Below are 23,064 nucleotides of genomic sequence, written 5' to 3'. Positions count from 1 at the left end.
CCGACGAAATGTTCGCCCCCGCCGTCCTCTGCCTCGCCCTGTTCGGCGGGGAGTATCAATCTGAGAACGCCGCGACCGGCGTGCAGCCGCCGTTTGCGGAGCGGGCGGTCCAGCCATTCGAGCCGCCGACGATCGCCGCGGCCGCGGCGGAGGCCCTCGCCCCGCTGGACGCGCGCGACCTGGAGGCGCTGCGGGGTCACGTCGGCACGGTGAAGGCGGTGCGGGGCCGCTGCACCGCCGCGTTCGTGCCGGAGGGCGGGACCGTCGTGGTGCTGAACTTCGCCGAGAACTACCACGAGGCCCTGACCGCCCCGATCTTCGACGATCACTTCGCCAAATGGCCCGGCGGCCCAGCCGCAATGGAACGGGCCTACATCGGCAAAACGCTGCTGGTGCAGGGATTGGTGACCGAATACCGCGGAGCCCCGCAGATTAAAATCGCCCACCCGGGGCAGGCGCTGGTCGTGGAATAACGCCGCCGGGCGGAAAGAGCGTCGCCGGGCGGTCTCGCGGCAGACGGTCCGGTCAGCGGGATTCGGTCGCCAACCGCACGGCGGCGCCGAGGAGCACCTTGGTGCCGATCGCCAAGCAGCGTTCGTCGATGGTGAACTTCGGGTTGTGCAGCGGGTAGTCCGGGCCGTCGATCGGGGCGCAGCCGAGGCGGAACATCGCTCCGGGGACGTGCTTCAGGTAGCCGCTGAAGTCCTCCCCGCCGAGGCTGGGCTTCGTCAGCCGGGTGATCGACTCCGGCCCCAGCAGGTCGGCGGCGGCGTCGGCGAGGGCGGAGGTGCAACGCGAATCGTTCATCACCCCGGCCAGGGCGCCGACGAACTTCGGCTCGATGCTCACCGCTCGGGCGGCGCCCACGCCGGCGCAGGCCTCGGTGACGGTTCGGAGGATCGTGTCCCGCACCGCCAGATCGAAGGTCCTCAGGGTGCCGCGGAGTTCGGCGCTATCCGGGATCACGTTCGGAGCCCCGCCGGCGTGCAGCATGCCGAAGGTGATGACGGCCGCCGACTGGGCGTCGTAGCGGCGGGGGACGAGGCTATACAGCGTGTTCACCAGCGAGCACGCCGCCGCCAGCGGGTCGCGGCTCTCGTGCGGCCGGGCGGCGTGGCCGCCGCGGCCCTTCACGTTGATGTGCAGTTCGTCGCAGAAGGCCGTCAGCGGGCCGTCCTTCACCCCCACCTCTCCGGCGGGGAAGTGCGGGTCGACGTGAGCGGCGAGCACGTGGGAGACGCCGTTCATCGCCCCGTATTTACACAGCCAGCGGGCCCCCTTGCCGTTCTCCTCGGCCGCTTGGAACAGGAACCGCAGGCCGATCGGCGGGCCGTCCCAGTCCGCGGCGACCTCCGCCGCGGCGAGGGCGGCGAACAGCGCCAGACTGGTGTGGGCGTCGTGCCCGCAGGCGTGCATCAGCCCGGGGCGGTCGCTGGCGTAAGGAACGTCCGCTTCCTCGCAGATCTGCAGGGCGTCCATATCCCCGCGGATCGCCACCCGCAGGGCGTCCGGCGGGAGTTCGCCCAGGTCCACGTCGCAGATGGCGCCCGGCACGTCGTTGAAGGTGCGGGGGGAGAGGCCGGCCTCGGTCAGCGTATCGGCGACGAACGCCGTGGTGCCCCATTCCTCGCCGCTGGCCTCCGGCGACTGGTGCAGATGCCGGCGGGCTTCGATCTGCCGCTCCGCCAGCGCGTCCACCCGCGCCCACAGAGCGGCGGCGGAATGCGGGGCGTCCTGGGCGAGATCGGGAGTTTGCATGCGGCCAGTTTAGCAGAGGCCGAACCGCAGTCCGCCCGCTGCGGCCGCACGTCGTCGTTTCCAACCCCGTCCCGGGTTATCCCCCAGACCGGGCTCGGGCCCGGTCGGCGGCGACGGCGGCGACGATGATCGCCCCCAGGGCGATCTGTTGAACCGGGTTGCTCCAGCCGAGTTGAAAGCCGCCGCTCTCAATCGCGGAGACGATCGCCACCCCCGTCAGCGTGCCGAACGCCCCGCCGCGGCCGCCGGCCAGCGAGCCGCCGCCGATCACCACCGCGGCGATGATCTTCAGTTCCATCCCCAGCCCGCTGGTGGGGTTGCCGGCGTTCAGTTGGGCGAACTGCATCACCCCCGCGGCCCCGGTCAGCAGCCCGCCGAGGGCGTACACCGCCACCTTCGTCCAACCCACGGAGACCCCGCACAGCCGGGCGGTCTTCTCGTTCGACCCGACCGCATACAGGTGCCGGCCGAACACCGTCAGCCGCAACACGGCCGCGACCGCGAGGGCTAGGACCAGCAGGACCCACGCCCCGGGGGGCAGTCCGAGGACCAGCGAGTCGCCCTGAATGGAGGTGAGCCGGCCGAGCCAGTCAGGGATGGCGTCGCGTCCCGGGCGGACGGTGGTTTCGTCGGCGACGATCTTCGCCGCCCCCTCGAAGGCCCCCAGCGTGCCGAGCGTGACGACGAACGGCACCACCCCCAGCGAGGCGATCAGCACGCCGTTCAACGCCCCGCAGGCCGCCCCGCAGGCGACCGCCAGCAGCGCCGCCGTGCCCGCGGAGCAGCCCGCCTTCAACGCGGCCGCCAGCACGACGGCGCACAGGGCCAGCATGGTCCCGGCGGAGAGGTCGATGCCGCCGGCGGCGATGATGACGGTCATCCCCAACGCCGCGACCGCGACCGGCAGGGCGTCGCCGATCGCCACCCGCAGGTTGCGCAGCGTGAGGAAGGTCGACTCGCCGTCCTGCTGCCAGTCGAAGAACGCGAACCCGGCCACGATCCCGACGAGGGCGAGGGCCGGCCCGGCGGCGGCGAGGACGGAGCGGAGGGACGCCGTCGTCATCGGGCTTTGGGTTCGGAGGGGGAGGGCTCAGTCTCGCCGGCGCCGCTGTCTGCGCCCACGGTGTCCGCGCACGCCGAGTCCGCGCCCACGGCGGCGGCCATCGCGGACTCGGCGGTCCACTCGGCGGCGGGGCGGACGGCGACGAGTTCCCCCCGCCGCATCACCGCCACGCGGTCGCACACGGCCAGCAATTCCGGCAGATAGCTGCTGACGAACAGGACGGCCTTGCCGGCCGCGGCCGCCTCGCCCATCAGGCGGTACAGGTCGCTTTTGGCTCCGACGTCGATGCCGCGGGTCGGTTCGTCGAGCAGCCAGACGTCGCTGTCCTGATGGAGCACCCGGGCCACGGCGATCTTCTGCTGATTGCCGCCGCTCAGTTCGCCCGCCGTCTGCCCGGGGCCGCGGGCCTTCACGCCCAGTCGCTGCATCAGCGCCGCCGTCGCCCGATTCGGGGCGGCCGGGTTGAGCAGCCCGCACTTCGACAGCGGCCCCAGCCGGCCGAGCGTGGCGTTCTCCGCGAGCGTGCGGTTCAGCATCAATCCCTCGCCGGCCCGATCTTCCGAGACGAACCCCACCCCGCTGCGAATCCGCCCCCGCGGCCCGGCCCCGGGCGCCACCTCAGCACCGGAGCGGCTCACCGTGATTCGGCCGCTGCGGACGGCGTCCAGCCCGTAGATCGCCCGCAGCAACTCGGTGCGGCCGGCCCCGATCAGCCCGCTGACGCCGAGGATTTCGCCCCGCCGCACCGTCAGCGAGGCGCCCTCAGGCGTGCGGTCGGCGCCGGTGAGGTTATTAACGGTCAGCAGCGGCTCGCCCGGCGTGTGCGGCACGCGGGGGAACAGGTCGTCCACCGTGCGGCCGACCATCAAGGCGACCAGGTCCGGCTCCGTCACGTCTTTCAATTCGCCCGAACCGACCGCCCGGCCGTCGCGGAGCACGGCGTAGTCGTCGCAGACCGTGCGGACTTCTTCCAGGAAATGGCTGATATAGATCACCGCCGCCCCGCCTTCGGTGAGCGTGCGGAGGACGGCGAATAGGGCCTCGGCCTCCCGGCGGGGCAGGGAGGAGGTGGGTTCGTCGAAGACCACGACCCGGGCCTCGTCCAGCACGGCCCGGGCGATCTCGACCACCTGCCGCGTCCCTACCGGCAACCGGCCGACCGGCGTGCGGACGTCCAGCGCCCCGTGCCCCAGCTTGTCCAACGCCGCCCGGCAGCGCCGGCGTTGTTCGCTTCGGCTGAGGAACCCGAACCGCGACCGCTCCCGGCCGAGCATCAGGTTGTCCTCGACCGACAGGTCCGGGGCGAGGTTCAGTTCCTGATAAATCATCGCCACCCCCGCCGCCCGGGCGGCGGTCGGCCCGGCCGGGGCGTACGAGGCGCCGGCGAGCGTCATCCTGCCCGCATCCGGCCGCACGGCCCCGGCGAGGACCTTCATTAACGTACTCTTGCCGGCCCCGTTCTCACCGATCAGGGCCAGTACGCGGCCGGGCCGCGCGGCGAGGCTGACGTCGTCCAGCGCCACGGTGGGGCCGTAGCGTTTGGAGACGGCATGCATCGCCAAGAGCGGAGCGGGCGCCGCCATCACTCCGCCCGCGGGGGAGCGAGCAGGGCGGCGACGGCGGGGTCCTTCAGGTTCTCCGGCGTGGCGATCAGCACGCCGGTGTCGATGCGGGGCTCGACGCCTTCGCCGTCGAGGTGGGCGATCAGGGCTCGCACCGCTTTGTCGCCCATGCCGACCGGGTCCTGCACCACGATGCCGTCCACGCTGCCGTCCTTCAGACCGGCGACCAGCGTTTCGTTCGGGTCGAAGGCGACGAAGGAGACCTCCTCCGTCAGGCCCAACTCCTTGAGCGCCCGGTGCACGCCGTCGGCGTTCGGCTCGCAGACGGCGAAGATGCCGCCGGGGCGGATCTTGAATTCGCTCTCGAAGCGCTGCAAGACCTGCGTGGCGTTGGCGAGCGATTCCTCCGGCGTCGTGCCGGCGTATTGGTCGGCGGAGAGGATCTCCACGTCCGGGTGGTTCTCCCGCAGTTCGGCGAGGAAGCCCTCCTCCCGCTGTTCGGTCGATTCGCTGCCGGCCTTGTAGCGGAGCAAGACCACGCCCGGTTTGGCGTCGCCCTCGGCGGCGGCCATCGCCTCGGCGAGGCGGGCGGCGGCTTTGCGGCCGCCGATGAAGTTGTCCGTGGCGACGAAGGAGACCGTCTCCGCCCCGGCGTCCGCGGCAGCGGGGTCGAGGCCGGAGTCGAAGATCACCACCGGCACGCCCTCGCTGGCGGCGTCGGCGACGGCGTCCACCAACCCGCCGCTGTCGTTGGGGGCCAGCACGATGCCGTCCACGCCGCGGGTCAGGAAGTTCTGCACCACGCGGATCTGCCCGGCGGTGTCGCTCTCCTCCTGCGAGCCCTTCCACTGGATTTCGATCCGGCGCTCCGGCGTGGACAACTCCTCCGCGGCCTGCAAGGAGCCGGCGTGGACGCTCTTCCAGAACTCGTGCGTGGTGCCCTTGGGGATCACCGCGATGGTGACCGTCTCCGCGGCGTCATTCCCCCGGACGTCGCCGTCGGGGCCGGCGTCGTTCGAGGAGCACCCGGCCGCGAGGCCCAGCAGCAGGGCGACGCACGGCAGAACGGGGCGGGGGCGAAACATGGGCGGGGCTCCGGGGGCGAGGACGGCGGGGCAGTGTCCGGCCGGGGCGCCGGGTGCATCAAGCGAGTCCGCTGCGAGGGGTCTCGGTCCGTTCGGGAACTGCCGGTCTCTTTCGGGTACCGTCCGTCACGCCGCCCCCGAGATCGCCCGCATGAGCCCGACCGATTCGCCCCCGACGTCCCTGAACGCGGACCGCTCGTTCTGGGGCATGCTGGTCACGCAGTTCCTCGGGGCGTTCAACGACAACCTGTTCAAGCAACTCGTGTTGCTGGTCTGCCTGGACTACGCGCTGGCGACCGGGGACGACTGGCAGTTCGTGGCCCAGGCGATGTTCGCCGTGCCGTTTATGCTGCTCTCCGGCTTCGCCGGGTGGGTGTCGGACCGCTGGCCCAAGCGGGGTTTGATCGTCGGCTGTAAAGCGGCCGAGATCGCCGTGATGCTGCTGGGGGCGGCGGCGTTCTGGATCGGCGGGCAGGATCTGTCGACCCTGTTATTATTGCTGTTCGGGGTGCTGGCCCTGATGAGCGCCCAGAGTGCCTTCTTCGGCCCGCCGAAGTACGGCATCCTGCCGGAATTATTCGCCGACCGCGATCTGCCCAAGGCGAACGGGCTCATTCAGATGACCACGTTCCTGTCGATTATCTTCGGCACGGCGCTGGCCGGCATCTTAAAGGATCAACTGGCCGGTCGGCTGTGGATTATCAGCGCGGGGTGCGTGGCGATCGCGGTCCTCGGCACGCTGACTTCACTGGCGATCCGCCGCACGCCCGTCGCGGAGCCGGACAGCCGGTTCACCCCGTCCGCCCTGTTCGTGCATCACAGCCTGTGGGAGACGCTGCGGAAGGACCGCCTGCTCTTGCAGGTGTTATTCGTGAGTTCGCTGTTCTGGCTGGTCGGCGGGCTGGTCCCGTTGGCGGTGAACGCTTTCGGCAAGGTGCAGCTGGGCTTTAGCGACACGGGCACCAGCGTGCTGCTGTCCTGCACCGGGTTCGGCATCGCCGCCGGCTGCGTGCTGGCGGGGCGGCTCTCGGGGGGCCGGGTGCGATACGGGTTGGTCGTCGTCGGGACCTGGGGAATTGTCGCCAGCTTCGTCGCCCTGGTGGCGGTGGGATGGTTCAATCCGCCCCCCGCCGCGATCGCCGACGCCGCGGAGCCCGCGGCGGGCGCCGGATTCGGCGAGGCCCCGGCGGCGATCGACTTCTGGAAGACCGGCGTCTGGTGGATCGCGGCGCTGCCGATGACGACGCTCGGCGTTTTCAGCGGGCTGTTCGCGGTGCCGTTGCAGGTCGCCCTCCAGACCCGCCCGCCGCGCGATTTGAAAGGGCGGATGATCGGGGCGATGAACCTGTTCAATTGGGTCGGGATCGTGCTCTCCTCGGCGGTCTACTTCGGCCTGACCGCCACCGTCGCCGCCGACGGCAGCTATCACTGGGCGTTCGCGGTCGCCGCCGTGCTACTGATTCCCGTGGGATTGTTCTTTCACCCGTCGGAAGAGGCTCAGGCGGTCGAGCCGACAAGAGCAGTGGATTGATAAACTGGCAGCCCGAGGCGCAAGCCAAGGCCGGGAGAGGCCATGACCGTCGCTCCGCCTCGGCTTGCGCCTCGGGCTGCCAATATTGATCAGGTCTTCAAAGGACGTTCGGGCAAGTCGTCAGATTTCTTTCAACCACGCCGACGCCTCGGCGTCGCTGGGCATCCGCCAGTCGCCGCGGGGGCTCAGGCTCACGGTCCCCACTTTCGGGCCGTCGGGGACGCAGCTGCGTTTGAACTGGTTTTGGAAGAAACGCTTATAGAACGTCTTCAAGGTCTCGCGGATGACGGCCGGTTCGTAGCTGCCGCGGAACTCGGCCCGGTTCGCCATGTCGAGGATCTTCGCCGGGGCGAAGCCGTTGCGGACGACGTGGTACAGGAAGAAATCGTGCAATTCGTAGGGGCCGAGGGCGTCCTCGGTACTTTGGGCGATCGCGTCGCCGGTCTCTTCGTCGGAGCGGGCCGGCAGCAGTTCGGGGCTGATGACGGTGTCGGCGATGCTGTGCAGCGTCTCGCGGGCGGCGCCGTCGAACTCGGTGTCGGCGGCGTGGCGGACGAGAAAGGCGACCAGCGTCTTCGGGACGGAGCAGTTCACGTTATACATGCTCATGTGGTCGGCGTTATAGGTGCACCAGCCGAGGGCCAGTTCGCTCATGTCGCCGGTGCCCAGCACGAACCCGCGGCTCATCAGTAAAAAGGTGCGGATACGGGCCTGCACGTTTTCAAACGTGAGGTCGCCGGCGCCGGGGTCGATCTCTTTCAACTGCGCTTCGAACTCCTCCATATTCAGGGCCGCCGGGTCGATGCCGAAGGGCTGGTGCCCGATGCCGCGGAAGGCGTCCAGGCAGAGTTGGCGGATGTCGATCGAGTCCGCGGAGACGCCGAGTTGCTCCATCAGGGCGTCGGCGTTGGTGCGGGTGCGTGCGGTGGTGCCGAAGCCGGGCATCGTCAGCCCGTGGATGCGTTCGCGGCTCTGCCCCAAGCCGTCCAGCGTTTTGCAGGCGACCAACAGGGAGAGCGTGCTGTCCAGCCCGCCGGAGACGCCGATTTGCAGCGGCGTGTGCTCCCCGAGCCGGGAGAGCCGCTTGGCCAGTCCGCAGCATTGAATACTGAAGATTTCGCGGCAGCGCTCGGCGAGTTCCGGTCCGCTGCGGGGCACGAAGGGGGTGCCGTTCACGACCGCCGTCGCCTTCTTCGCCGGCGTGATCGGGACGGGAACGGTGCGATAGTCGAACGTGCCGATGCGGCGGTCCTTCTGAAAACTCGTCATGACCCGGCGGTCGTGGAGCAGTTTGTCGAGGTCCACCTCCGCCGAGACGTTGACCGCCCCCCGCCAGCCGGTGCGGTTCTCGTGGTCGCCGAGCATGTAGGCGTCGCCCTGGGCCAGCAGGCCGCCGTTGGAGGCGATCAGGCACTCGCCGCCGAGCACGAGATCGGTGGTGCTCTCGGTCGGGCCGGCGCCGGCGTAGGCGTAGCCGGCCACGCAGCGGGCGCTCTGGCCCAGGACGAGTTGGCGGCGATATTCGCCCTTGCCCACCGTCTCGTTCGAGCCGGACAGATTGAGAAGAACTGTTGCCCCGGCGAGGGCCTGAAAGGCGGAGGGCGGGGTCGGGACCCACAGGTCTTCGCAGATCTCCACGCCGACGACCGCCCCCGGAATGGGCTCCCCGCCGGCCGTGCATTGAAACAGCAGGTCGATGCCGAAGGGGACCTCTTCGCCGCCCAGCCGCACGGTCCGCGGTTCGCTGCCGTCGGCGCCGGTGAAGCGGCGGGGTTCGTAGAACTCCCGGTAGCCGGGCAGGTGCTGTTTCGGCACGACGCCCCGCACCCGCCCGCCGGCGAAGATCGCGGCGCAGTTATACAGCGAGTTGCCCACCGCCAGCGGCAGGCCGACGGCGACGAGCTGGTCCGGGTTCAGCGGCTCCGCGGCGATCGTCAGCAGCGCCTCGATCGCCGCGTCCAGCAGCGGTTCCTGGGTGAACAGGTCCTCGCAGGTGTACCCGGTCAGGGCCAGTTCCGGCAGGACGACGGCGTTCGCCTCCGCGAGCGGTTCCAGCGCCTTGAGAATCTCCCGCGCGTTGGCGGCCGGATCGGCGACGTGCACGACCGGGGCGGCGGCGGCGAGGCGAAACGTGCCGTGGGGCAGGGCGGCGGGCATGGAAACGGGAAAGCTGTCTAGGTCGGGGGCGTGGGCGATCATAGGCTCCGGCTGACTCTCGACGCGGCCCCGTCGCCCCTCCCACCGAAGAGAACCCGATGTCCGTCCTCTGCACGCTGACGCTCGCCCTCATGGCCCCGACCGCCCCGGCGGCGGACGAGGCGCCGCTGATCGTCACCAAGCCTTACCCGATTGAGGATCTGACGGACGGCGACGACGAAGCCTGCTGGAAGCTGGCAGAGCGGGTCGTGGGGGCGCTCGATCGCGAAGCCTGGGCGACGTATGGCGGACCGGGGTCGGTGCGGGTTGTCGAGCCGAGAGGCTCCTTCCTCTCCGAGACCAAGGACTCGCCCTCCGAGCCGAAGAAAACTCTTGTGGTTCGGCAGACGCAGGAACATCACCAGGAGGTCGCCGTGTTTCTGACGAAGCTCAGGACCTCAAATAACAAGGACTGATCGACGGGCGATGCTCGGACGTGGTGTCGGCGCCGGGGGCGTCGCGCTTGGCGCATCGGCCGCGGGCGCGCACGCTCCGCCGCCGGCCGTTCGCCCACAGTCCGCCTGCCCGCCAAGTCGTTGTCCACCGACCTGACCTCGTCCGTCCCCGCGTCCCCCGCCGCCCCGCTTCGCCGCACGCTCGGGCCGGTGCAGGATCTTGAACGACACCTGCCGGCGGAGTGGTGGCGGGGGCTGTTCAACGCCCTCTACCTGAAAACCGACGGCGACGTCGTCGAGGACGACGCCGCCACGGCCCGGGAGGTGGACCTCATCGCGGAGGCCGCCGGGCTCGAATCGCAGCACCGCATCCTGGACCTTTGCTGCGGCCAGGGCCGGCACCTGATGGAGCTGGGACGGCGGGGCTTTAAGAACCTGACCGGGGTCGATCGGTCCCGCTATCTGGTGCGGCTGGCCCGGCGGCGGGCGGCGGCGGCGGGGTTGAAGGTCACCCTGCGGGAAGGCGACGCCCGCCGATTCCGCGTGCCGCCGGAGGGATTCGATCGCGTTCTGCTGCTGGGCAACAGCTTCGGCTACTTCGAGCAGGCCGACGACGACCGCGTCGTGCTGGACCGGGTGCTCAAGGCCCTCGCCCCCGGCGGGACCCTCGCGCTGGAACTGACCGACGGCCGCTGGCTCGCCGCGAACTACGAGCCCCGCAGTTGGGAATGGATCGACGGGGATCACCTCGTCTGCCGGGAGCGCACGCTCTCCGCGGACCGGCAGCGGCTGGTCTGTCGGGAAGTGGTCGTGCACGCCGAACGCGGGGTGATCGCGGACCAGTTCTACGCGGAGCGGCTCTACACCCCCGAAGCGATCACCGCCCTGCTGCGGGACTCCGGGTTCTCCCGCGTGCGGCACCACGGGGCCGTCGAGGCGACCAGCGAGCGGGGCGATCTGGGCATGATGGCCCGCCGGCTGGTGCTCACCGCCGAGGCCCCCCGCCGCCCCGCCGCCCCCCCCGGAAAACCGCCGGCCGTCCGCGAGGTGACCGTCCTGATGGGCGACCCCCGCCTGCCGGACAACGTCAAACTGGGCGGGACCTTCAACGAGGAGGACCTGCAGACGATCCAGAAATTGAAGGACGCCCTCGCGGAGGTGAAGGGCTACTCGTTCAAGTTCTGGAACGATCACTCCAAGCTGATCGGCGATCTGCTGAGCGACCCGCCGGCGTTCGTGTTCAACCTCTGCGACGAGGGCTTCGAGAACGACGCCCTCCAGGAACTGCACGTTCCGGCCCTGCTGGAGATGTTGAAGGTGCCCTACACGGGCTGTCCGCCCGCCTGTCTCGCCGTCTGCTACGATAAGGCGACGGTGCGGGCCGTGGCGGAGGACCTCGACGTGCCCGTCCCCTCCCAGACGATTCTGGAGCACGACGACCAGGCCGCCCACCTGCCGAGCGCCTTCCCGGCGCTGCTGAAGCCGGCCCGGGGCGACGGGAGCATCGGCATCACCGCCGGCAGCGTGGTGCACACCCCGGACGAACTGCTCGCCGCCGCGGACCGCATCCGCCGGGAATGGCCCGGCCGGGCGATCCTCGTGCAGGAGTTCCTCACCGGGCCGGAATATACGGTCGGCGTGATCGGCAACCCCGGCGTGGGCATGACCGTTCTGCCGGTGCTGGAGGTCGACTACTCCGCCCTGCCGGAGGGCCTGCCGAAGATCCTCGGTTATGAATCGAAGTGGGACCCGGAGTCGCCCTACTGGAAGGATCTGAAGTTCAAGGAGGCGGACCTGCCGGAGTCCACCCGGCGGGCGATGATCGACCACACCCTCAAGCTGTTCGGCCGCCTGGACTGCCGGGACTACGCCCGCATGGACTTCCGCTGCAGCGCCGACGGCGTGCCCCGCCTGCTGGAGGTGAACCCGAACCCCGGTTGGGTCTGGGACGGCAAGTTTAATTTGCAGGCGAGCATGGCCGGCTACGACTACGCCGACCTGCTCCGCATGATTCTGGAAGCGGCCGTCGACCGGATGGAAGCCGGCGCGGAGAAGGGTTCCGTGCCCCGCACCGCGTCTGCGTCCTGAGTCGCCGTCCTGAGTCGTGATCCCCGCCGTTCCCCGCCCATGACGCCCGCCGACCTGCTCCCGCACCCCGAAGGCGGCCGGTATCGGGAGGTGTTTCGGTCCGCCCGCACCCTGCCGGTCGAGGGCGTGCGGGGCGGGGAGCGGGCGGCGTGCACGCACATTTATTTTCACCTCGCCGCGGGGGAGGTCAGCCGCTGGCACCGGGTGACGAGCGACGAGATCTGGAACCTCTACCGCGGCGCCCTGCGGCTGTGGGTGTGGGAGGAGGGCGGCGACCCGGAGGCCGTCGAACTGTCGGCCGACGAGAACCGCTACTGCCACGTCGTCCCGGCCGGCGTCTGGCAGGCGGCGGAGCCGCTGCCCGCGTCCGGGGGGGCCGACGAGGCGCTGGTCGGCTGCACGGTCGCCCCCGGCTTCGACTTCGCCGACTTCACGATGCTGCACGAGGGCCAGCCGACCGCGGACGGTCTGACGGCCGCCGCCCCAGATCTCGCCCGGCTGCTCGCCCCCGCCGAACCCGCATGAACGACGACCAGATCGACTGTCTGCTCGGCTCCCTGGAGCCGGACGACGTGCACGGGTGGCAGGCGCCCATCCCGCGGGAGATCGCCGCCTTCCGCGACGTGCCGCTGCGACTCTCAATCGGGACATCGAACGCGGAGAACCGGGCGGCTGAGGCCGTCGCCCCGGCGCCGAACGGCGAAGAACTCGCCCTCGCCCGCCGCGTGCTCCGCGACCTGACCACCGTGCTGGGGCAGGTGCAGGTCGAGTTCGCCAAGGAGGAAGCGCAGGAGCGGGCCGCGATCGAGAAGTCGCCGAAGCCGATCGAGGTTCCGCCGATCGAAGACCCGCACCTGTGGATTGAACGGGAGTTCGTCCAAGAGGCCGTGGCCGAGGGGCGCCTGCCGGAGCGGTGGACGTTCGTGATCGGCCGGGCGGGGTGGCCGGACTTTGGCTACCATTTGGAGTTCGAGGGGACGACGTTCGACGAACTGTGGGCCGGCGATTGACGGCGCCCGTCGGCCGTCCGACCGCCCCGCGTCCCGCTGCGTTTCAACAGGGAACCCGCCCCCGTGCCGCTCAAAGGGCTGTTCACCCAATCCGCCGTCGTGTTGCTGGACCGGCCGGCGTCGCTGGATGCGGTCGCCGACCTGCTGGGCGGCGACGACGCTGGGCTGACGCGGGTCGCCGGCGACCCGCTGGACGGGGACGACCCCGGGCTCGTGCGGCACCCCGCTGACGCCTACGGGCCGCGGTTGCTGGTGCCGTTTCCGCCCACGCACCCGAATGGGGAGATGCCCTCGGCGGACCGCGGCGTTGCGGCGGTGGACGTGGTGAACGTCCCGTGGCCGGACGGGATGGGCGATCCGGAGGACGCGACCGACGGCCAGATGGCCCTGTTCGCCGCCTGGGCCGGCGGGCAGTTCGGGCCGGGAGCCTTCCCGGACAACCTCGCCAGTGCCGTCGATCAGGCGTGGCACTGGCCGGAGGCGGCGAGCGTCGTGCCGAAGCACCGGGCCTTCCTGCGAATCCTCACCACCTACGCGGTCGGCAGCGACGCGGACGAACCGCTCCTGCCGGACGACTACAGCCCGATCCACGAACTCACCTTCGCCACCTTTCTGGCCGATCGGTTCCTCGATCTGCCGGGCGCCCTGTGCTACTTCAACCCGACCGGCTGCACGGTCTGGCCGAAGGAATTATTTCGGGAGACGATCGCCTTCCACCAGACGCACCGCGTCCCGCCGCTGCCGCTGTGGGCGAACGTGCGGTTGATGAAGGCCGACGCCTTCCTGCAGGCCGCCGGCGTGAACGAGAGCGGCTGGAGCGTGATGGACACCGTCGGCAACGGGCAACTCGATCTGCCGGACGTGGAGTTAATTGTTCGCACCGACAAGTGGGACCTGAACGACGCCGACGGCCTGCTGCGGAACCTCTCGCTGGAACTCCTGAACGGCTGGCCGGCGAAGACCGGCGACGTGGTCCCCGGCCCGGCCCCCGCCGGCGCCGTCCCCGGCGGCGGGGCCCCGACCGAGGACGTGCCCTGGCGGGTGACGATGTGCGAAGACGGCGTCTCCGCCCCCCCGCGCCCGACCGTGCGGCTCATCGCCCAGGACGGGACCGAACCGCCCGCGGAGTTATTGCGGGTCCGTCACCCTCGTCGCGACGGGTGAGGGCGCCGGTTCCGCAGCGGATTCCGCGGCCTGTCGTGCGTTCGACGACGGCCGGAACGGCGTACGGAGCATCCAGGGTTGGACTTGGAGGTTCGTCAGCCAGTCCGCGACCGTGGGGATGCGGCCGAGGTCGTCTTTCACGTGCTGTTCCCCGATCAGCCGCGTCGGCACCCGCTTGCCGTCGCTGTTCGTCAGGGTGACGCCGAACAACTTCTCCGCGAGAAAGATGCCCTCGGAGTGGTGCCGCAACGCACGGTGCCGCAGGTCCGGCAGGTGGGCCTTGGACTCGTCGAACCAACTGTGCAGTTCGAGGTAGTCGTCGGCCACGCCCCCGAACAGGCGGGCGGAGCGCTCGGCGTGGTGAAACGGGTGGGCCATCGGCGGGCTATCCTTTTCGTCCGATGAGACGCCGGAGCAGCGTCGCCAGCGATCCCCGACGCGGCGGCGGGAGCGGCGGGCGGTCGCCCGGCGGGAAGCGGGGCGGGAGGTCGGTGGACCAGAACTCCGCCGGTTTTTCGACGTCGCGGAGGTCCGTGAACTGTCCCGTCGTCAGATCGGCCTCGAACGCACCGAACAATAAAAACGGTCCGTTGCCCCAGCCGGCGTGTCCGAGGTAGAGGCCGGTCAACTCCTCCGCGAAGTTCCACAGCGCCTCCGTCACGTATTCGGCCGGTCCCCACAGGTCCCCCTCCCGCGTTCGCTCCGCACGGATCGCGGCGCCGGTTCCGTCCCCGGCGCCGCGGTCGGCCAGTTCCTCCCGGGACAGTTCGCCCCCGGACGTTAGCGCCGCTTCGAACCGACCGAATCCCTCGTCGTTCCCGCCGTCGAACGAGACCCGCACCGCCCGCACCCCGATCGACCGCAGCCAGTCCAGGAGTCGGCCGGCTTCCCCAGGGCGCTCGCGGGGCAGGGCGCCCGGTTCAAATCGGGCGGCCGTCCGACCGGGACCGTCCGGGCCGGCGGTGGGGTGGTACAGGAACGGCTCGCCGTCGATCACCCGATCCGGGTTCTCCGGCGGTTCGTCCGCTTCGAAATCGCACCGGTAGGGCATCGGGGGCGGCCGCCTTTATTCGTCGTACGACTGATGCACGACGGCGTGTTCGTGCGGCTCGGCGTCCTTTAAATCTGTCAGGGCGCCGGTGGCGAGGTCGGCCAGGAAGGCGCCGAACATTTCGTACTCGCCGGTGCCGTAATAATCGCCCAGCAGGCAGACCGTTAATCCTTCGGCCAGTTCTTCCAAGTCCCCGTCCTCCGGGGACAAACGGGCGGCGACGGCGGCGGGAGGGTCGCCGTCGCCGTCGGGAGCGAGGGCCGCGTCGAAGTGGGCGAAGCCTTCGTCGTATCCGCCGTCGTATTTCACCCGCACCGCTGCGTATCCCAGAGACTTTAGCTTCGCGATAAGGCCGGACAGCGGCGTCCCGTCGAACTCCAGCGACGCCGGATCGAACGAACTCGCCTGCACCAGTTCCTCGCCGCCGCCGAAATAATCAAAGCCTTTACCGGCGACGATTTGATCCGGGTTCGCGCCGCCGGGGAGTTGGGCGGGATCGCCGCCGTATTCCTCGGCCATCTCCGCGGGAACGTGCATGAACGGCATGGGGAGTCACCGACGATCAGCGTGGCGAAATGCAGAGTCCGGTCCAGAATGTCGCGATGTCCGCCCCCGCACAACCGGCCGCTGAAGACGGCCCCGCCGTTCCGTTCGACCTGCGCGCGCTGCCGGCGGAGGATCTGTATGCGCTGCTCACGCATGCCGTCGCCCCGCGGCCGATTGCGTGGGTGAGCACGCTGTCGGCCGAGGGGCGGCCGAACCTCGCGCCGTACAGCTACTTCAACGTCGGCGGGCAGAACCCGCCCAGCGTCGTCTTCTCGCCCAACGCCGGCGGCGGCGGGCGGGAGAAGGACACGCTCCGCAATATTCGGGAGACGGGCGAGTACGTCATTCATCTCGCTTCACGGCGGCAGGCCGCGGCGATGAACGCGACCGCGGTCGACCTGCCGCACGGGCAGAGCGAATGGGACACCGCCGGCCTGTCCCCGCTGCCCTCGACCGTCGTGAAGCCCGACCGCGTGGCCGGTTGTCCGTTCGCGTTGGAGTGCCGGCTGTTTCAAATCGTCTCCCACGGCACGGGGCCGGGGGCGGCGAACTATGTGATCGGCGAGGTCGTGTTCGCCCATGTCGAGCGGTCGTTATTGAACGCCGCGGGGGACCTCTCGTCCCTCGACAGCGCCCTCTGCGGCGGCTTGGGCCGCATGGGCGGCGACTGGTACGTCGACGGCCGCGGCGCGGCGCTCTTCGAACTGAATCGGCCGAAGTAGCGGCCGCCCGGGACAGGCGGGCCGTCCCGTGTGCGATTGCACCTGAGAACAGGGGTTCGCACACTCAGCGGGTCTTTCCCGTTGATCGGAGTCCGTTGATGTCCCGCTCGTTGTTGACCGCCGCCGCCCTGCTGTCGGCGCTCGCCCCCGCTGCCTGCGGCCAGGGCGCCGCGGCCCAGGGCGAGAACGACCGGCCGAATATCCTGTTCGTCATCGCCGACGACTGGGGCTGGCCGCACGCCGGCGTTTACGGAACCGACTGGGTGAATACGCCGAACTTCGACCGCGTCGCGACCGGCGGGGCGCTGTTCGAAAACGCCTTCACCAGCAATCCGAAGTGCAGCCCCTGCCGGGCCAGCATCCTCACCGGGCGGAACAGTTGGCAGACCGGCGAGGCGATCAATCACTTCGGCGTCTTCCCCAACACCTGGCCGGCCTACCCGGACCTGTTGGAAAAGGGGGGCTATAAAATCGGCTACACCGGCAAAGGCTGGGGGCCGGGCGATTACGAGGCCGGCGGGTGGGAGCGGAACCCCGCCGGGCCGGCCTATCAGCAGGCCCGCACGAAGCCGCCGGCCTCGGGGATGGGCAATATCGACTACGCCGGCAACTTCGACCTGTTTCTGAAGGAGCGGGACGCCGAAGCCGGCGACGATCCGGCGAATCGGAAGCCGTTCCATTTCTGGCTCGGCACCTATGAACCGCACCGGGCCTACGAGGCCGGCAGCGGCGTCGCCGCCGGAAAGAGCCCGGCCCGCGTCGACGTGCCCAGCTTCTATCCGGACACCCGCGAGATCCGCGAGGACCTGCTCGATTACGCCCTGGAGGTGGAATATTTCGACACGCACCTCGGCCGGGCGCTGGCCCTGTTGGAGGAACGCGGCGAACTGGCGAACACGCTGGTGGTCGTCACCAGCGACCACGGTATGCCGTTCCCCCGCGTGAAGGGGCAGATTTACGAGTGGGGCTTCCACCTCCCGCTGGCGATCATGGGCCCGGGCGTGAGCGGGGGCGTTGGTTCTAAACCGCGGACGGTGAAGGACTTCGTGAACGTCCGCGACTTCGCCCCCACCTTCTTAGAAGTCGCCGGCCTGCCGCGGCCGGACTCCTTCACCGGGAAAAGCCTGACGGATCTGCTGTCCGCCGCCGAGGGCGGCAAGCTGCGGGAGGGGCCGGACGAAATGCTGGTCGGCAAGGAGCGCCACGACGTCGGCCGGCCGAACGACGCGGGCTATCCCGTCCGGGCCCTCCGCACGCCGGACTATCTCTATATCCGCAACTTCACTCCGGAGCGTTGGCCCGCGGGCAACCCGGAGACCGGCTATCGCAACGTGGACGACAGTCCGACGAAGTCCGCGCTCACCCGGCGGTTCAACGAGCATTATCGGCTCTCCTTCGGCAAACGCCCCGCGGAGGAGCTGTACGCCCTGCCGGCGGACCGGGACAACATGACGAATCTGGCCGAGGACCCCGCCTATCGCGGCGCCAAGACCCGGCTGCGGAACCGCATGTACGAACTGCTCGAAGCCGAGGGCGACCCCCGGATGACCGGCCGGGCGTGGGTGTTCGACGACTATCGCTACTCCGGCAACGCGACCCACGGTTGGGAGGCGTTTCAAGAGTTTTCCGAACCGGAGTAAGTCCCCGCCGCCGGGCGTGAACCGGCGGCGGTTCCCGCTCGTTTCGCCTCCCGTTTTCGTCACCCCCCGCCGAAAGTCGCTCCCGATGTTCGCCGCCCCCCTGCTGGCCCTGTCCCTGGCCCTCGTTCCGCCGCTGGCCCAGGCCGAAGCCGACGTCGGCCTCGACAACGACTTCGGTCAGATGAACGAGGACTTCCAGCGGATCGACCTCACCCCGGAGCAACAGGCGAACGCCGAGGCGGCCGCGGGCGGAATCATGGCGGCGGCGGGCGGACTGCTGTGCGTGGGGCTGGTCTTCTCCCTCGCGGCGCTCGCGGCGTTCATCTGGGTGGTCGTCGACGTGTCGAAGCGGCCAGAGATGGACACCGGCATGAAGGTCGTCTGGGCGTTAGTCGCCTGGTTCGTCCCGATCCTCGGGCCGATCATTTACTACTTCGTGGGCCGGAAGCCCGCGGCCCCCGCGTCGCGCGTCTGATCCGCGGCGAACGCCTCCAGAACCGCCCGTTGGCGGGGCAGCAGGCGGACGCCCGGGCGGGCGCTCCGCACCTGCGCGACGGCGTCGTCGGCGGAGTCCGCCTTGCCATGCGCCAGCAGCCACGCCGCGGCGACCAGCCCGGTGCGGCCGCGGCCGTTGGCGCAGTGAATCAGCGCCGCCCGGCCGCCGGGCGGGGGCAGGAGGGCGACGAGTCCCCCCAGCCCGTCCACGTCCGGGGCCGCGGCGTCGAGGATCGGCGTGCAGCGGTAGCCCGGGCGGCGGCGCACGGCCGGCACGTCGCGGAACTCCGCCGTCAGGTCGAGGATCACGGCGGCGTCGTCCGTCCGCACGTCGGCCGGCAAGCCGGCCGACCGCGGCCGCGGGCCGAGGTGCAGGTTCCCCGCCAGCCGGTCGCACCGCGTCTGAACGTCCCGACCGCCGCCGAACAACCGGCGTCCGTGCCACACGGCCAGGGCGAACCATGTGTAGGGGACGAACAGCCCCGCGGCGAGCGGAGCGCGGGAGCCGTCCGCCCGTTTGCCGAACCACCCGGGCCGGCCGACGGCGTAAATCAGCGCCGCCCCCGCAAACGCCGCCGCGGGCCACAGCAGCGCCCACCACGGCCCGCCGCGGGCGGCGTGCCAGGCGAACGCGGCGGCCAGGGCGCCGAACGTCAGCGGGTAGACGACTCGGCGGACCGGATCGGTGGGCGTAGGCATTCCGCCGCGACGTTCAGGGGGCGAGGGCGACGCCGAAGGCCAGCAGCAGACCGATGACGACCAGTGCAATCACCAGCCCGATCAGGAAGCCCATCACCATCATGGCCAGATAGATCAGCAGCGCCTGACCGAAGGAGAGGTCGTGTCGCCGGGCGATCACGGCCGCCTGAATGCCGATCGTCAGCGGGAGTCCCAGCAGATTGATCGCGAGGCCCAGCCCCTCCGGCAGATCGAGCAGCCCGGCGACGAACCCCACGGGCAGCCCGATCACGAACGTGATCGCCCCGGCGATCACATAGGAGAGAAACAGCGTCAGCAGGGCGTCGCCGAAGGGGATCTCCTCCTTCAGGACCAGCGACGCCGCCAGTCGCAGAAATACCGCCTGAATCAGCAAGCTGACGGCAAACGCCAGGGCGGCGCCCAGCAGAAACGCGATCCCCACTCCGAGCAACGCGGTCGGGTCGGGGGCTCCGCGTTGCCAGGCCAGCGGGACGACGGGCAGCGAAAGGAGCGCGGCGTGCGGAGACACGGGCATCGACGGCAGATCAGCGGACGGGCCGGAACGCGGCCGGAGAGACGGGAAGCCGCCAGCATGCGGCGAACGCCCACTGCGTCGCCATCGACCTCGGACCGCGGAAGCACGCCGGCCGCCGGGACGTTCAGGGAGCCTCGGCCGGCTCGGCGGCGCCCGCCGCGAGCGTCACCAATTCCAGCGTCGCGGAGGCGGCCCGGGCGTGATAATCGGCGTCGACCACCGCGGGGAGGTCGTCGGCGTTGTGATAGAAGGGCTCCGTGTCCGCCCCGTCGTACAGGCCGACGGCGGGATAGCCGGCGGTCTCGAACGGCAGGTAGTCCGTGCCGTACAGCGGCCCCCGGCTCACGCCGAGACCGTAGCCGTAGACGATCTGCTCCAGCCGATCGCCCCACCGCTGGGAGGCGGCGTCGTTGTCGGGGCTGTCCAATCCCTGATCGGACTCGACGTAAATACTGCGGCGGGCGCCGGCGGCGTCCGGGGCGGCGGTGCGCTCGGGGAAGGTGGGCGGCGGGGCGTCGCCGTCGGGGCCCGGCGGGGAGGAGTGGCCGACCATGTCCAGGTTCGCCATCAGCACGACGTTCGCCCCCGCGGCCTTGAGGGCTTCCGCGTGGGCCGTCGCCCCGATCAGGCCCTGCTCCTCGCCGCTGAACAGCACGAACCGCACGGTGCGGGCGGTCGGCACGTTCGCCAAGCGCCGGGCGATCTCCAGCACGGCAGAGGTCCCGCTGGCGTTGTCGTCGGCGCCGGGGGCGGGGCCGCGGGCGTCGGCGTCGTCCTTATTGCGGCTGTCAAAGTGGGCGCCGAGCACCACGATCTCGTCCGGCCGCGTTCTGCCCGGCTTCGTCGCCACCACGTTGAACCGCGTGGTGCGAGCGACGGGGAACTCTTCCAACGTCACGTCCTCGTAGCCCATCGCCCGGAACTTCTCCCGCAGCGCCTTGGCGACCTCCACATTCTGGGCGCTGAGGGTGTGCCGGGTGGGGAACGAGGTGAGCCAACGCAGGTCGGCGGCGAGTCGCTCCATTGAGACCGCCGGCGCCTTCACCGCCGTGGGAGCGGCCGCCTCAGGCGGCGGAGCGCCCTCCGTCTGCCCCGCGGCGACGGGGGCGAGGACCGTGAGGGCGAACAGGGCGAAGGCGATCGGAAGCGGGCGGCGGATCATGCCGGCAGTCTAACCGCCGCCCGCCCCCAAGGGGCCTGTCATGACGGGCCTGCCGGGGCCTCAATACGCTAACCGCCCCGGTCGCGCGAGGCGGCCGGGACGGCAGTCCGTCGCCCGCCCGGGCCGGGGCGGACGGCGAAACGGGGGGCAAACGCCCATTCAGCAGGAAGGGCTTCAGCGGGGCCGGTTCCGCGAGGTCTGGTCGACGCCGGTCAGCGGGTCGACCTGGCCGGACACCTCGTAGGAGGTGTCGTAGTTCGCGTCGTCGAAGCTCCGCCGATCGACCGTCTGGCCTTCGTAGTTGTAGCGTTGGGTCGCCGTGGGGTTGGCGGCGTGCTCCGTCTCGCGGCGGTGGTAGTCGTAGGCGTTCGTCTGGTCGAGGATGCGGTGAGCCTCTTCCCAGCGGTCCTCGCCGCACTTCACGGTGACGATCGTGCGGCCGCTTTCGAACTCGCTGTGGTAGTAGTTCGCCTCTTCCTCGGGGATGCCCCAGCCGACCAAGGCGCCGATCAGGCCGCCGGCCGCGGCGGTGCCGGCGGCGCTGGCGGCGACGGCGGCCAGGGCCCCGCCCGCGATCACCGGGCCGATCGCCGGCAGCGCCCCGGCGACGATGCCCAAGCCCCACAGGGCCCCGGCACCCAGACCGGTCGCGGCTCCCGCGACGGCGCCTTCCTCGGCCATCGTCTCTTCGTTCTGCTCCGCGAAGGTGCCCTCGCGGTCGCGGGAGGCGACGCCGATCTGGTCGTCGGAGAAGCCGGCGGCCTTCAGGTCGTTAACGGCCCGACGGGCCTCCGCGTGGGAATGAAACACGCCGACGACGGTGTCGCGGGCGGTCCGATTGGTGGTGAGCGCGGTCGCCATGATGAGAGTCCTGGAGTGCGAGGTGACGGAGTTGAACGGCCGAAGAAACGCTCGACCGTTGGATAAAACGTTCCTTCCGCCCTGCCGACGCTTCGCTGGAGGCGAAGCGCAGGCGATCGGGGGCGGCGTGGAACGACGCCCGCCCGTGGATCGGGGCGAGCGGACCGGGCACAAGCCTCAGCGGGGGCGGTCGGGGCGGGACTGGTCCTCGCCCGTGCCCGGGTCCACCTGTCCAGTGACGCCGGCTCGGCTCTTGGCGGTGCGGGTCGTGGCGCGGGTCGCCGTGGCGGTGCCGCCGCCGGTCTCCGCGGCGCCCTCGACCACGATTTCCTCTTCCTTCAAGTCCGCGTCGACAGACTCGGTCTCAGTCACGGTCCGTTTACCGACGGCTACGGCTTCCTTGGCCACGGTCCGCTTGTTCACGTCCACCTCTTCTTCTCGCAGCGTGATCCGCTCCTCCTCGTTTGCGCCGGTAATGGCGCCGGCGTCCTCGCCGCGCAGCGGGGTCCGCTCCACGACCAGTTCTTCCCGCTTCACCGGAACTTCGACGTGGGCGGTGTCGGTGTGCACCTCCTTGCGGACGCGGGCCTGCCCGGCGACCTCGGTGTGCTTGTCGACGTCGAGCACCTCCTCGCGGGCCACCATCTTGCCGTCGTAACTCTGGCGCTGGGCGGCGGTGGCGTCCGTGGCGTGCTCCGTTTCACGGCGGTGGTAGTCGTAGGCATTGGCGTTATCGAGGATGCGGTGGGCCTCCTCCCAGCGAGCTTTGCCGCACTTGACGGTGACGATGGTACGGCCTTCCTCAAATTCGCCGTGGTAGTAATTCGCTTCGTCCTCCGGGATACCCCAGCCGACCAGGGCGCCGATCAGGCCGCCGGCCGCGGCGGTGCCGGCGGCGCTGGCGGCGACGGCGGCCAGGGCGCCGCCGGCGATCACCGGGCCGATCGCCGGCAGGGCCCCGGCGACGATCCCCAGGCCCCACAGGGCCCCGGCGCCCAAGCCGGTCGCGGCACCGGCGACGGCGCCTTCTTCGGCCATCGTCTCTTCGTTCTGCTCCGCGAAGGTGCCTTCGCGATCACGGGAGGCGACGCCGATCTGGTCGTCGTCGAAGCCGGCGGCTTTCAGATCGCGGACCGCTTTTTGAGCTTCCGCGTGAGAATGAAACACGCCGACGACGGTATCGCGGGCGGTGCGGTCGGTGGTGGCAGTCGCCATAGGTACGTCCTGAGCTTGAAGTTGATGATTATGAAGCGGCCAGACAGCGTTCGACCGGGGGGCGGAAGAGCGTCTGGTCTGGGACTTAAGAATGCACCCGCCATGCCAAAGCCGGGTCGTCCGGCAAAAGGCGGCCGGAACCGGGGGGCGGCCCGATGCCCGCGGAATGACGACCGACGCGATCGGTCGATTCGCGGCCGAACTGGTCGTCGCGGGGGCAGATCCTGATGAGTCTGATGATTGAACGGCTGCCGGTCCTCCGCCGCTCCGCCCGCCCGCCGCGTGC

23 protein-coding genes are annotated in these 23,064 nt (G+C 70.4%); 10 read left to right on the top strand and 13 right to left on the bottom strand.

Translation table 11 applies throughout. The features are described from left to right. Positions 1–8 precede the first annotated feature (8 nt). Positions 9–473, top strand: coding sequence for a hypothetical protein (locus CA12_RS00530; protein WP_145356648.1), 465 nt, complete (start codon positions 9–11; stop codon positions 471–473). Positions 474–525: 52 nt separating this feature from the next. Here the strand turns inward: CA12_RS00530 and CA12_RS00525 are convergent, their stop codons facing one another. From CA12_RS00525 to CA12_RS00510, 4 genes are all read right to left on the bottom strand, one after another. Beyond that, complete coding sequence (locus CA12_RS00525; protein ID WP_145356647.1) at positions 526–1,758, bottom strand: M20 metallopeptidase family protein; 1,233 nt, start codon at positions 1,756–1,758, stop codon at positions 526–528. A gap of 76 nt (positions 1,759–1,834) precedes the next feature. Next, a complete protein-coding gene (locus tag CA12_RS00520; protein ID WP_145356646.1) occupies positions 1,835–2,821 on the bottom strand; it encodes an ABC transporter permease in 987 nt (328 codons plus the stop codon). Beyond that, positions 2,818–4,377: a sugar ABC transporter ATP-binding protein gene (locus CA12_RS00515; protein ID WP_242688086.1), complete on the bottom strand. Its 1,560-nt coding sequence runs from the start codon at positions 4,375–4,377 to the stop codon at positions 2,818–2,820. The genes CA12_RS00520 and CA12_RS00515 overlap by 4 nt, the downstream gene beginning before the upstream one ends. Positions 4,378–4,403: 26 nt before the next feature. Beyond that, positions 4,404–5,468: a substrate-binding domain-containing protein gene (locus CA12_RS00510; protein ID WP_145356644.1), complete on the bottom strand. Its 1,065-nt coding sequence runs from the start codon at positions 5,466–5,468 to the stop codon at positions 4,404–4,406. A 151-nt stretch (positions 5,469–5,619) separates the two neighbouring features. On the opposite strand from CA12_RS00510, the gene CA12_RS00505 reads away from it, so the two are divergent. Further along, on the top strand, positions 5,620–6,999 hold the full coding sequence (locus CA12_RS00505; RefSeq protein ID WP_165700462.1) for an MFS transporter: 1,380 nt from the start codon (positions 5,620–5,622) through the stop codon (positions 6,997–6,999). Between the two features lie 120 nt (positions 7,000–7,119). Here CA12_RS00505 and CA12_RS00500 read toward each other — a convergent pair whose 3' ends face one another. Then, positions 7,120–9,198 carry an NAD(+) synthase gene (locus CA12_RS00500; protein ID WP_145356642.1) on the bottom strand — a complete coding sequence of 693 codons (2,079 nt, stop codon included), beginning with the start codon at positions 9,196–9,198 and terminating at the stop codon, positions 7,120–7,122. Positions 9,199–9,254: 56 nt separating this feature from the next. Between CA12_RS00500 and CA12_RS00495 the strand changes: the two genes are divergently transcribed. The 5 genes from CA12_RS00495 to CA12_RS00475 all read left to right on the top strand — a co-directional run bounded on the left by CA12_RS00495 (position 9,255) and on the right by CA12_RS00475 (position 13,852). Beyond that, positions 9,255–9,611, top strand: coding sequence for a hypothetical protein (locus CA12_RS00495; RefSeq protein WP_145356641.1), 357 nt, complete (start codon positions 9,255–9,257; stop codon positions 9,609–9,611). A 120-nt stretch (positions 9,612–9,731) separates the two neighbouring features. Beyond that, positions 9,732–11,678 (top strand): methyltransferase domain-containing protein, encoded by a 1,947-nt coding sequence (locus CA12_RS00490; protein WP_207622078.1) that lies wholly within the window; start codon positions 9,732–9,734, stop codon positions 11,676–11,678. 39 nt (positions 11,679–11,717) lie between these two features. Then, positions 11,718–12,203 carry a cupin domain-containing protein gene (locus tag CA12_RS00485; RefSeq protein WP_145356640.1) on the top strand — a complete coding sequence of 162 codons (486 nt, stop codon included), beginning with the start codon at positions 11,718–11,720 and terminating at the stop codon, positions 12,201–12,203. Beyond that, positions 12,200–12,688: a hypothetical protein gene (locus CA12_RS00480; protein ID WP_145356639.1), complete on the top strand. Its 489-nt coding sequence runs from the start codon at positions 12,200–12,202 to the stop codon at positions 12,686–12,688. Before CA12_RS00485 ends, CA12_RS00480 begins: the two co-directional genes overlap by 4 nt. A gap of 63 nt (positions 12,689–12,751) precedes the next feature. Further along, positions 12,752–13,852 (top strand): hypothetical protein, encoded by a 1,101-nt coding sequence (locus CA12_RS00475; protein WP_145356638.1) that lies wholly within the window; start codon positions 12,752–12,754, stop codon positions 13,850–13,852. On the opposite strand, the gene CA12_RS00470 is transcribed toward CA12_RS00475, so the two are convergent. Genes CA12_RS00470 through CA12_RS21730 form a run of 3 tightly spaced genes read right to left on the bottom strand, consistent with a single transcriptional unit; the run spans position 13,817 to position 15,440 of the window. Next, complete coding sequence (locus CA12_RS00470; RefSeq protein WP_145356637.1) at positions 13,817–14,230, bottom strand: DUF6915 family protein; 414 nt, start codon at positions 14,228–14,230, stop codon at positions 13,817–13,819. The two genes, CA12_RS00475 and CA12_RS00470, sit on opposite strands and share 36 nt — an antisense overlap. A gap of 7 nt (positions 14,231–14,237) precedes the next feature. Continuing rightward, the gene (locus tag CA12_RS00465) at positions 14,238–14,903 is read right to left on the bottom strand and encodes a hypothetical protein (protein WP_145356636.1); all 666 of its coding nucleotides are present in this window, start codon (positions 14,901–14,903) and stop codon (positions 14,238–14,240) included. Positions 14,904–14,918: 15 nt separating this feature from the next. Beyond that, positions 14,919–15,440, bottom strand: coding sequence for a hypothetical protein (locus tag CA12_RS21730; protein ID WP_207622077.1), 522 nt, complete (start codon positions 15,438–15,440; stop codon positions 14,919–14,921). 65 nt (positions 15,441–15,505) lie between these two features. Here CA12_RS21730 and CA12_RS00455 point away from each other — a divergent pair, with 65 nt between their 5' ends. The 3 genes from CA12_RS00455 to CA12_RS00445 all read left to right on the top strand — a co-directional run bounded on the left by CA12_RS00455 (position 15,506) and on the right by CA12_RS00445 (position 18,286). Next, complete coding sequence (locus CA12_RS00455; protein ID WP_165700460.1) at positions 15,506–16,171, top strand: flavin reductase family protein; 666 nt, start codon at positions 15,506–15,508, stop codon at positions 16,169–16,171. 98 nt (positions 16,172–16,269) lie between these two features. Then, positions 16,270–17,811 carry a sulfatase family protein gene (locus tag CA12_RS00450; RefSeq protein ID WP_145356634.1) on the top strand — a complete coding sequence of 514 codons (1,542 nt, stop codon included), beginning with the start codon at positions 16,270–16,272 and terminating at the stop codon, positions 17,809–17,811. Positions 17,812–17,896: 85 nt separating this feature from the next. Then, positions 17,897–18,286 carry a PLD nuclease N-terminal domain-containing protein gene (locus CA12_RS00445; protein WP_145356633.1) on the top strand — a complete coding sequence of 130 codons (390 nt, stop codon included), beginning with the start codon at positions 17,897–17,899 and terminating at the stop codon, positions 18,284–18,286. Here CA12_RS00445 and CA12_RS00440 read toward each other — a convergent pair. The 5 genes from CA12_RS00440 to CA12_RS00420 form a co-directional block, all read right to left on the bottom strand. Beyond that, positions 18,241–19,005 (bottom strand): phosphatase domain-containing protein, encoded by a 765-nt coding sequence (locus CA12_RS00440; protein ID WP_145356632.1) that lies wholly within the window; start codon positions 19,003–19,005, stop codon positions 18,241–18,243. The two genes, CA12_RS00445 and CA12_RS00440, sit on opposite strands and share 46 nt — an antisense overlap. A 13-nt stretch (positions 19,006–19,018) precedes the next feature. Continuing rightward, on the bottom strand, positions 19,019–19,540 hold the full coding sequence (locus tag CA12_RS00435; RefSeq protein ID WP_145356631.1) for a hypothetical protein: 522 nt from the start codon (positions 19,538–19,540) through the stop codon (positions 19,019–19,021). A 124-nt stretch (positions 19,541–19,664) separates the two neighbouring features. Further along, positions 19,665–20,702: a M28 family metallopeptidase gene (locus CA12_RS00430; protein WP_145356630.1), complete on the bottom strand. Its 1,038-nt coding sequence runs from the start codon at positions 20,700–20,702 to the stop codon at positions 19,665–19,667. Between the two features lie 174 nt (positions 20,703–20,876). Then, positions 20,877–21,563 (bottom strand): general stress protein, encoded by a 687-nt coding sequence (locus tag CA12_RS00425; RefSeq protein WP_207622076.1) that lies wholly within the window; start codon positions 21,561–21,563, stop codon positions 20,877–20,879. Positions 21,564–21,740: 177 nt separating this feature from the next. Beyond that, the gene (locus tag CA12_RS00420) at positions 21,741–22,778 is read right to left on the bottom strand and encodes a DUF2382 domain-containing protein (protein ID WP_145356629.1); all 1,038 of its coding nucleotides are present in this window, start codon (positions 22,776–22,778) and stop codon (positions 21,741–21,743) included. Between the last annotated feature and the right edge of the window lie 286 nt (positions 22,779–23,064).

The sequence above is a fragment of the Alienimonas californiensis genome, assembly GCF_007743815.1.
Taxonomy (GTDB): domain Bacteria; phylum Planctomycetota; class Planctomycetia; order Planctomycetales; family Planctomycetaceae; genus Alienimonas; species Alienimonas californiensis.
Note: the sequence above shows the minus strand (reverse complement) of the source record. Positions and strands in the feature narration are given on the sequence as shown.

What these genes read in the sequence shown, in the direction of transcription:
- CA12_RS00510 (WP_145356644.1), bottom strand. Translation starts at nt 5,468, where the DNA reads ATGTTTCGCCCCCGCCCCGTTCTGCCGTGCGTCGCCCTGCTGCTGGGC.
- CA12_RS00435 (WP_145356631.1), bottom strand. Translation starts at nt 19,540, where the DNA reads ATGCCCGTGTCTCCGCACGCCGCGCTCCTTTCGCTGCCCGTCGTCCCG.
- CA12_RS00480 (WP_145356639.1), top strand. Translation starts at nt 12,200, where the DNA reads ATGAACGACGACCAGATCGACTGTCTGCTCGGCTCCCTGGAGCCGGAC.
- CA12_RS00445 (WP_145356633.1), top strand. Translation starts at nt 17,897, where the DNA reads ATGTTCGCCGCCCCCCTGCTGGCCCTGTCCCTGGCCCTCGTTCCGCCG.
- CA12_RS00425 (WP_207622076.1), bottom strand. Translation starts at nt 21,563, where the DNA reads ATGGCGACCGCGCTCACCACCAATCGGACCGCCCGCGACACCGTCGTC.
- CA12_RS00515 (WP_242688086.1), bottom strand. Translation starts at nt 4,377, where the DNA reads ATGCATGCCGTCTCCAAACGCTACGGCCCCACCGTGGCGCTGGACGAC.
- CA12_RS21730 (WP_207622077.1), bottom strand. Translation starts at nt 15,440, where the DNA reads ATGCACGTTCCCGCGGAGATGGCCGAGGAATACGGCGGCGATCCCGCC.
- CA12_RS00470 (WP_145356637.1), bottom strand. Translation starts at nt 14,230, where the DNA reads ATGGCCCACCCGTTTCACCACGCCGAGCGCTCCGCCCGCCTGTTCGGG.
- CA12_RS00530 (WP_145356648.1), top strand. Translation starts at nt 9, where the DNA reads ATGTTCGCCCCCGCCGTCCTCTGCCTCGCCCTGTTCGGCGGGGAGTAT.
- CA12_RS00485 (WP_145356640.1), top strand. Translation starts at nt 11,718, where the DNA reads ATGACGCCCGCCGACCTGCTCCCGCACCCCGAAGGCGGCCGGTATCGG.
- CA12_RS00500 (WP_145356642.1), bottom strand. Translation starts at nt 9,198, where the DNA reads ATGATCGCCCACGCCCCCGACCTAGACAGCTTTCCCGTTTCCATGCCC.
- CA12_RS00450 (WP_145356634.1), top strand. Translation starts at nt 16,270, where the DNA reads ATGTCCCGCTCGTTGTTGACCGCCGCCGCCCTGCTGTCGGCGCTCGCC.
- CA12_RS00495 (WP_145356641.1), top strand. Translation starts at nt 9,255, where the DNA reads ATGTCCGTCCTCTGCACGCTGACGCTCGCCCTCATGGCCCCGACCGCC.
- CA12_RS00440 (WP_145356632.1), bottom strand. Translation starts at nt 19,005, where the DNA reads ATGCCTACGCCCACCGATCCGGTCCGCCGAGTCGTCTACCCGCTGACG.
- CA12_RS00420 (WP_145356629.1), bottom strand. Translation starts at nt 22,778, where the DNA reads ATGGCGACTGCCACCACCGACCGCACCGCCCGCGATACCGTCGTCGGC.
- CA12_RS00430 (WP_145356630.1), bottom strand. Translation starts at nt 20,702, where the DNA reads ATGATCCGCCGCCCGCTTCCGATCGCCTTCGCCCTGTTCGCCCTCACG.
- CA12_RS00520 (WP_145356646.1), bottom strand. Translation starts at nt 2,821, where the DNA reads ATGACGACGGCGTCCCTCCGCTCCGTCCTCGCCGCCGCCGGGCCGGCC.
- CA12_RS00455 (WP_165700460.1), top strand. Translation starts at nt 15,506, where the DNA reads ATGTCCGCCCCCGCACAACCGGCCGCTGAAGACGGCCCCGCCGTTCCG.
- CA12_RS00465 (WP_145356636.1), bottom strand. Translation starts at nt 14,903, where the DNA reads ATGCCCTACCGGTGCGATTTCGAAGCGGACGAACCGCCGGAGAACCCG.
- CA12_RS00525 (WP_145356647.1), bottom strand. Translation starts at nt 1,758, where the DNA reads ATGCAAACTCCCGATCTCGCCCAGGACGCCCCGCATTCCGCCGCCGCT.
- CA12_RS00505 (WP_165700462.1), top strand. Translation starts at nt 5,620, where the DNA reads ATGAGCCCGACCGATTCGCCCCCGACGTCCCTGAACGCGGACCGCTCG.